Below are 7046 nucleotides of genomic sequence, written 5' to 3'. Positions count from 1 at the left end.
ACGAGCACCGCGTGCGCCCGTCGCTTGGCCTGGGTGCCCTCACCGGGGTCATTGACCAGAAAGGGATAGATGAGGGGCAGGTTCCCCAACGCCGCGTCGGATCCGCAGGCCGCCGACATGCCCAACGTCTTGCCGGGCAGCCATTCCAGGTTGCCGTGCTTGCCCAGGTGCACCACTGCGTGCGAACCGAATCCGGTGTCGAGCCAGTGATAGGCGGCCAGATAGTGGTGGCTGGGCGGCAAGTCCGGGTCGTGGTAGATCGCCACCGGGTTCTCCCCGAAGCCGCGGGGCGGCTGCACCATCAGCACCAGGTTGCCCGCTTGCAATGCGGCGATGACGATTTCACCGTCGGGGTCGTGCGTGCGATCCACGAAGAGGTCGCCGGGCGGCGGACCCCAATGCCGGCTCACCGCGTCCGTCAGCTCGGCGGGCAGGGTGGCGAACCAGTCGCGGTAATCCTTGGCGGACACGCGTATCGGGTTGCCGGCCAGTTGGCCTTCGGTCAGCCAATCGGGGTCCTGGCCGCCGCGCTCGATCAAGGCGTGGATCAGGGCGTCCCCGTCGTCGGCATCGACCCCGGGCAGCCCGCCCACCTGATACCCACGCTCGCGCATCGCCCGCAGCAGCGCGACCGCGCTGGCCGGAGTGTCCAGACCCACCGCGTTGCCGATCCGGGCGTGCTTCGTCGGATACGCCGAAAACACCAGCGCCACCCGCTTGTCGGCCGGGGCGACGTGGCGCAGCTGCGCGTGCCGGACCGCCAGGCCGGCGACCCGCGCGCACCGCTCCGGGTCGGCGACGTAGGAGATCAGCCCGTCGTCGTCGATCTCCTTGAAGGAGAACGGGACGGTGATGATGCGGCCGTCGAACTCGGGCACCGCCACCTGGGTGGCGACGTCGAGCGGGCTGAGCCCGTCGTCGTTCTCGCTCCACTGCGCCCGGGAGCTGGTCAGGCACAACCCCTGTAGGATCGGAATGTCCAGGGCCGCAAGGTGTTCGACGTTCCAACTGTCGTCATCGCCGCCGGCGGACACCGTGGCCGGCTTCAGTCCCCCGGCGGCCAGCACGGTGACTACCATCGCATCGGCGTCGCTCAGCCGTTGCAGCAGTTCGGGTTCGGCGGTGCGCAGCGACGCGCAGTAGACCGGCAACGGCCGCCCGCCGGCGTCCTCGATGGCCCGGCACAGCGCCTCGACGTAGCCGGTGTTGCCGGCCAGCTGCTGCGCCCGGTAGTACAACACGGCGATGGTGGGACCTTGGGCGTCGCGGGCAGGCCGCTCCAGCTCGCCCCAGGTCGGTGTGACCACCGGCGGGCTGAACCCGAAACCCGTCATCAGCACGGTGTCGGACAGGAAGGCGTGCAGCTGGCGCAGGTTGTCCACCCCGCCGTGCGCCAGGTAGATGTGCGCCTGCACCGCGATGCCGGCGGCGAGCGTGGACAGGCCGGTCAGCTCGGCGTCGGCGGCCTGCTCGCCGCTGACCAACACCGTCGGCACACCGCTGGCGATCACCGTGTCGATGCCGCTCTGCCAGGCGCGGTAGCCGCCGAGGATGCGGACGACGACGATTTCGGCGTCGTCGAGGAGGTCCGGAAGTTCGCTTTCATCCAGGCGTGCCGGGTTGGCCCACCGATAGTTCTTCCCGCTGGAGCGGGCGCTGATCAGGTCCGTATCGGACGTCGACAGCAAAAGGATGGTCGGCTCAGCCACCCATCATTCGTACCGTAGAGTCGCCGCGATCCGGGCGGCGACCTCTCCGGCAACCCGCAGCGCCTCGTCGCTCTTGCCCGGCTCGTAGCGATCCGCGACGGCGTCGTAGTCGGCGCCGGCGATCGACCCGTGATCGGCCGCCAGCTCCACCAACTCGACAGGCCAGCCGACCCGTTGGAGGCGTTCGGCGAAATCTTTGCTGGCCGTCGCGGGAACCACGTCGTCAGCCAGGCCGTGCAGCAACGTGAACGGCGTGCCGACTCGGCCGGTGGGCAGCCCGTCGTCGACGCGTCGACCGAAGATCGGGTCGGGGACCATGAAGGCGCCCGCCAGACAAACGGTGTGCGCCAATTGGGCGTCGCCGTACAGCGTCACGGCCGCCGCGGCGACGCCTCCCATCGACCACCCGACGAGCACGATGCGGTCGGGAGCGTCGGCGAAGCCGCGGGCGAAGTCGAGCGATCGCAGCAGGTCCCCGCGCCCGCCGTCGTCGGCGTGAGAATTCCAATCCGGCGCAATCACCGACGCGCCGTGCTCGGCGAGCATGCCGGCGAGGGGACCGAAGGCGGCGCGGGCGTCGGTCTGCATGCCGTGCCACAGCAGGACGGTGGGCCGGGTCGAGTCGCCGTAGACATCCGCAAAGCGGGCTGGGGCGTACTCCACTGTCTGCACGGGCACGAGGGTGCCCAGGTCGGCGAAGCTTCAATCTCGAACGTGCGCTCAGGGCGAAAAAACCGCCGGAATCTCGCCGTGAGTGCACGTTCGGCGCGAGACCGGGACCCCCTCGGTAGCGTGGGCACATGGCCAGGACGCGCGACACCGACGCTTGCCCGGGTGCGCTACAGGTGCACCGGGCGGCCGACGGCGCCCTGGCGCGGATCCGGCTGCCGGGCGGCATGCTGACGGCCGCTCAGCTGGCGGCGCTGGCACACGTGGCGAGCGCGTATGGCTCATCGACGCTGGAGCTCACCGCGCGCGGCAATGTGCAGTTGCGCGGCATCACCGACGTGGCGGCGGCCGCCGAGGCGATCGCCCACGCCGGGCTGTTGCCCTCGGAGACCCACGAGCGCGTCCGCAATATCGTCGCGTCGCCGCTGTCCGGGCGCGCCGGCGGGAATCGCGACGTGCGGCCGTGGGTGGCCGAGCTGGACGCCGCCATCTGCGCCGAGCCGAGGCTCGCCGATTTGGGCGGCCGATTCTGGTTCAGCTTCGATGACGGGCGCGCCGACGTATCGGGCCTGTGCGCCGACGTCGGCGTGCACGCGCTCCCCGACGGCTGCGAGCTGCTGCTTGCCGGGCGCGACACCGGTATCCGGCTGGCGGCCGATGAGGTGGTCGAGACGCTGGTCGTCATCGCGACCCGGTTTGCGACCACGCGTGGAACCGCTTGGCGCATCAAGGAATTGGACGACGTCGAAAGCCTGCTGCCAGGCGCGGAACTGGGCGCCGTCCGCTTTCCCGCCGTCACCAAGCCACCGGTGGGCTGGATCAACCAGGATGATGGCCGGGTGGCGCTGGGCGCCGCGGTGCCGCTGGGGGTGCTGTCCGCGCGCGTCGCGGAATACCTGGCGGCGATCGAGGCGCCGCTGGTGATCACACCCTGGCGATCGGTGTTGGTGTGCGATCTCGACGAGGCCGTCGCCGACGTCGCGCTCCGGGTGCTGGCGCCATTGGGTCTGATCTTCGACGAAAACTCCCCCTGGCTGAACGTCAGCGCCTGCACCGGCAGCCCTGGGTGCGCGCACTCGGTCGCCGACGTGCGGGCCGACGCCGCGCAGGCGCTGGGCGCGGACTCGGCGGTGCATCGCCACTTCGTCGGCTGCGACCGCGCCTGCGGTAGCCCGTTGGCGGGTGAGGTGCTGCTCGCGACTGGCGACGGATACCGCCAGCTACGGTAATCGGGTGCTCGACTACATCCGCGACGCAGCTGAGATCTATCGCCAGTCGTTCGCGGCCATTCGCGCGGAAGCCGACCTGAACCGGTTCCCCGATGACATCGCCCGGGTGGTGGTCCGGTTGATCCACACTTGCGGGCAGGTCGACGTCGCCGAGCATGTCGCCTATACGGACGACGTCGCCGCGCGCGTCGGTGCCGCCCTGCGCGGCGGTGCCCCGGTGCTGTGCGATTCGTCGATGGTGGCGGCCGGGATCACCGCTACGCGGCTGCCGGCCGGCAACGACGTGGTGTCGCTGGTGGCCGATCCGCGCGCCGCCGAGCTGGCCGCGCGGCGGCGCACCACTCGATCGGCGGCCGGGGTGGAGCTGTGGGCCGACCGGCTCCCCGGCGCCGTACTGGCGATCGGCAACGCGCCGACCGCGTTGTTCCGGCTGCTCGAGCTGATCGACGAAGGGGTCGCCCCGCCGGCCGGCGTGCTGGGTGGCCCGGTCGGATTCGTCGGATCCGCCCAGTCCAAGCAAGAGCTCATCGACCGTCCGCGCGGGATGTCGTATCTGGTGGTACGGGGCCGCCGCGGCGGCAGCGCCATGGCCGCCGCCGCCGTCAACGCGATCGCGAGCGACCGCGAATGACGCCCCGCGGCACCCTATGGGGAGTCGGGCTGGGTCCCGGTGACCCGGAACTGGTGACCGTCAAGGCGGCCCGGGTGATCGGCGAGGCCGATGTGGTGGCCTACCACAGCGCCCGGCATGGCCGCAGCATCGCGCGCGGCATCGCCGAACCATACTTGCGGCCCGGTCAGATCGAGGAGCATCTGGTCTACCCGGTGACCACCGAGGCGACCGACCACCCCGGCGGCTACGCCGGCGCACTGGAGGACTTCTACGCCGAAGCCACCACGCGTATCGCCGCCCACCTCGACGCGGGCCGCAATGTGGCGCTACTCGCCGAGGGCGACCCACTCTTTTACAGCTCGTACATGCACTTGCACACCCGGCTGACGCAGCGGTTCGACGCCGTCATCGTGCCGGGGGTGACCTCGGTGAGCGCCGCTTCGGCGGCCATCGCGACGCCGTTGGTGGCCGGTGACGAGGTGCTCTCCGTGTTGCCGGGCACCCTGCCGGTCGCCGAGCTGACCCGCCGCCTGGCCGACGCCGACGCCGCCGTGGTGCTGAAGCTTGGTCGCTCGTATCAGGCTGTGCGGGAAGCGCTTTCGGCGTCCGGACAGCTTGACGACGCCTATTACGTCGAGCGCGCCAGCACCGGCGGGCAGCGCATCATGCCCGCCGCCGAGGTCGACGAGGCGGGCGTGCCGTATTTCTCGCTGGCCATGTTGCCGGGCGGCCGCCGCGGACGGCGGTCACCCCATGCCGGCACCGTCGCGGTCGTGGGCCTGGGGCCCGGCGACACCGATTGGATGACGCCGCAGAGTCGGCGCGAGTTGGCCGGCGCCACTGACTTGATCGGCTACGGCGGCTACCTGGACCGCGTCCCGGTGCGCGACGGCCAGCGGCGGCACCCGAGCGACAACACCGACGAACCGGCGCGCGCCCGGCTGGCCTGCACGTTGGCCGAGCAGGGGCGGTCCGTGGCGGTGGTGTCGTCCGGCGACCCCGGAGTCTTCGCCATGGCCACTGCCGTGCTGGAAGAGGCCAAAGAGTGGCCGGGGGTGCGGGTTCGAGTCATTCCGGCGATGACGGCCGCCCAGGCCGTCGCCAGCCGCGTCGGCGCCCCGCTAGGCCACGACTACGCGGTGATCTCGCTGTCTGACCGGCTCAAGCCGTGGGAAATCATCTCGCAGCGGCTGGCCGCCGCGGCCGCCGCCGATCTGGTGCTGGCCATCTACAACCCGGCGTCCAAGACGCGAACCTGGCAGGTCGGCGCGATGCGCGACCTGCTGCTGGAACATCGCGAGCCCGGGACGCCGGTGGTGATCGGCCGCAACGTTTCTGGGCCCGACGAGGACGTTCGCGTGGTGCGGCTGGCCGATCTGGACCCCGGCGAGGTGGACATGCGCTGCCTGCTGATCGTCGGCTCCTCGCAAACCCAGTGGCACGCAAGCGATTCCGGCGACCGCGTGTTCACGCCAAGGCGCTACCCGGTCGGTTAATCGTCGTTGCCCCAGCTGCTGGGCATCATCGGTACCGTGGGGCCGTCGCGCAACCCGTCTCGGGTCAGCGTGGCCAACCCGGCGGGCTGGGCGATACCGGATTTCGGTGCGGCCCCGGCGAATCCGAGCCATCCCGCGCCCTGACCCGAGTCGCGCACGGTGTCCGCACCTCCCTCGTCCACACCCGAGTCCCCGTCGAGGTCCATGAATTCGTAGCGGTACGCGCGGTCCGTGGCCGTCCCGGCGCGACGCCGACGGGCTCGCGCCTTTTTCTTCGCCGCTGCCGCCGCCGCGACCGCGGCCGGCGCGTCGACCTCGTCGGGCGCCGGTTCCTCGGACTTGCGGCGCGCCCGCCCGCTCGCGCTGCCGCGCGCCGCCAGCCCGGACAGTCCCACCGCGTAGAGGGCATCGGACATGCCCGCGCCGACGCCGTCGGTGGCCGTGGGACTGAAACCGGCGCCCGGCCCGCCGCCGACCGGTCCGGCGCCGGCCTGGGAGGCCACCGTCGATGCGGGCGCGCTGGACATCGTCGGGGCGTTGCTCACGCTTGCCGGCGCGGTGCTGATGGTCGGACTCGGCGCGGACGCCATCGGCGCCGGTGCCGGCGCGGCCGCAGGCAGCGGCGCGGGGACCGAGAGCGGGGCCGCGACGCTGACCGCGGTGATTGCCGCCGCCGCTCCCCCTGCCGCGGCGGCGCCCAGGACGAACACGACCATCGGCGCCAGCACCACGGCCATCTGGATCGCGGCCTGCATGAAGGGCCAGAAGATCATCAGCGTGTGGAAAATCGCCCAGCCGAGCGCGCTGGAGAGGGCCGGCGAGAAACCCAGTTGGCCGAAGAAGGACGCCAGGCCGTTGACGAACGGCACCGGCGGGAACGGCCAGCCACCGGGATTGAGGTCTTTGGAAACCGGCCACGCGAAATTCTTGGTGTACTGCTGCAGCCACGCCGTGAGCTGGTCCTGCCAGGACGGATAGGTCTGCGTCGCCTGGGTGTCGGCGGCCTGCACGCTCGCGACGCTCGCCTCCGCGCCCGGGGTGACGATCGCCGGTGCCGGCGCGGTGACGGGAACCGCCGCGAGGGCGGATGCACTGACCGCTTGGTAGGTGGTCATGGTCGTGGCCGCTTGCACCCACATGCGCGCATAGTCGGCTTCGTTCACCGCGATGGGGACGGTGTTGATGCCGAAGAAATTCGTCGCCACCAGCGCCGCGTGGGTCGCATGGTTGGCGGCGAGCTCGGGCATCGTCGGCATAGCGGCCAGTGCCGCGGTGTAAGCGCCGGCCGCCGTCTCGTGCAGCGCGGCCGCGGTGGTGCTCTTGGCGGAGC

The 7046-nt window shown here is 71.4% G+C and carries 6 protein-coding genes; 3 read left to right on the top strand and 3 right to left on the bottom strand.

Going from position 1 to position 7046, the window contains the following annotated elements; genetic code table 11:
• Both A5697_RS04280 and A5697_RS04275 read right to left on the bottom strand, forming a co-directional pair.
• Positions 1-1709: cobaltochelatase subunit CobN (locus tag A5697_RS04280; RefSeq protein ID WP_197500912.1), on the bottom strand; the 1709-nt coding region annotated here is incomplete at its 3' end.
• 3 nt (positions 1710-1712) lie between these two features.
• On the bottom strand, positions 1713-2381 hold the full coding sequence (locus tag A5697_RS04275) for an alpha/beta hydrolase (protein ID WP_068008288.1): 669 nt from the start codon (positions 2379-2381) through the stop codon (positions 1713-1715).
• A 128-nt stretch (positions 2382-2509) separates the two neighbouring features.
• Here A5697_RS04275 and cobG point away from each other — a divergent pair, with 128 nt between their 5' ends.
• Genes cobG through A5697_RS04260 form a run of 3 tightly spaced genes read left to right on the top strand, consistent with a single transcriptional unit; the run spans position 2510 to position 5716 of the window.
• Positions 2510-3607: a precorrin-3B synthase gene (cobG, locus tag A5697_RS04270; protein WP_067946293.1), complete on the top strand. Its 1098-nt coding sequence runs from the start codon at positions 2510-2512 to the stop codon at positions 3605-3607.
• 4 nt (positions 3608-3611) lie between these two features.
• Positions 3612-4238, top strand: a complete 627-nt coding sequence (locus tag A5697_RS04265; protein ID WP_067946295.1) for a precorrin-8X methylmutase — start codon at positions 3612-3614, stop codon at positions 4236-4238.
• Positions 4235-5716 (top strand): precorrin-2 C(20)-methyltransferase, encoded by a 1482-nt coding sequence (locus A5697_RS04260; RefSeq protein ID WP_067946297.1) that lies wholly within the window; start codon positions 4235-4237, stop codon positions 5714-5716. The genes A5697_RS04265 and A5697_RS04260 overlap by 4 nt, the downstream gene beginning before the upstream one ends.
• On the opposite strand, the gene A5697_RS04255 is transcribed toward A5697_RS04260, so the two are convergent.
• A partial coding sequence (locus A5697_RS04255; protein WP_068008285.1) for a PPE family protein occupies positions 5713-7046 on the bottom strand: 1334 nt, incomplete at its 5' end. The genes A5697_RS04260 and A5697_RS04255 overlap by 4 nt on opposite strands.

Origin of the sequence: Mycobacterium sp. E3251 (assembly GCF_001666835.1) — a bacterium.
Lineage (GTDB): Bacteria > Actinomycetota > Actinomycetes > Mycobacteriales > Mycobacteriaceae > Mycobacterium.
Note: the sequence above shows the minus strand (reverse complement) of the source record. Positions and strands in the feature narration are given on the sequence as shown.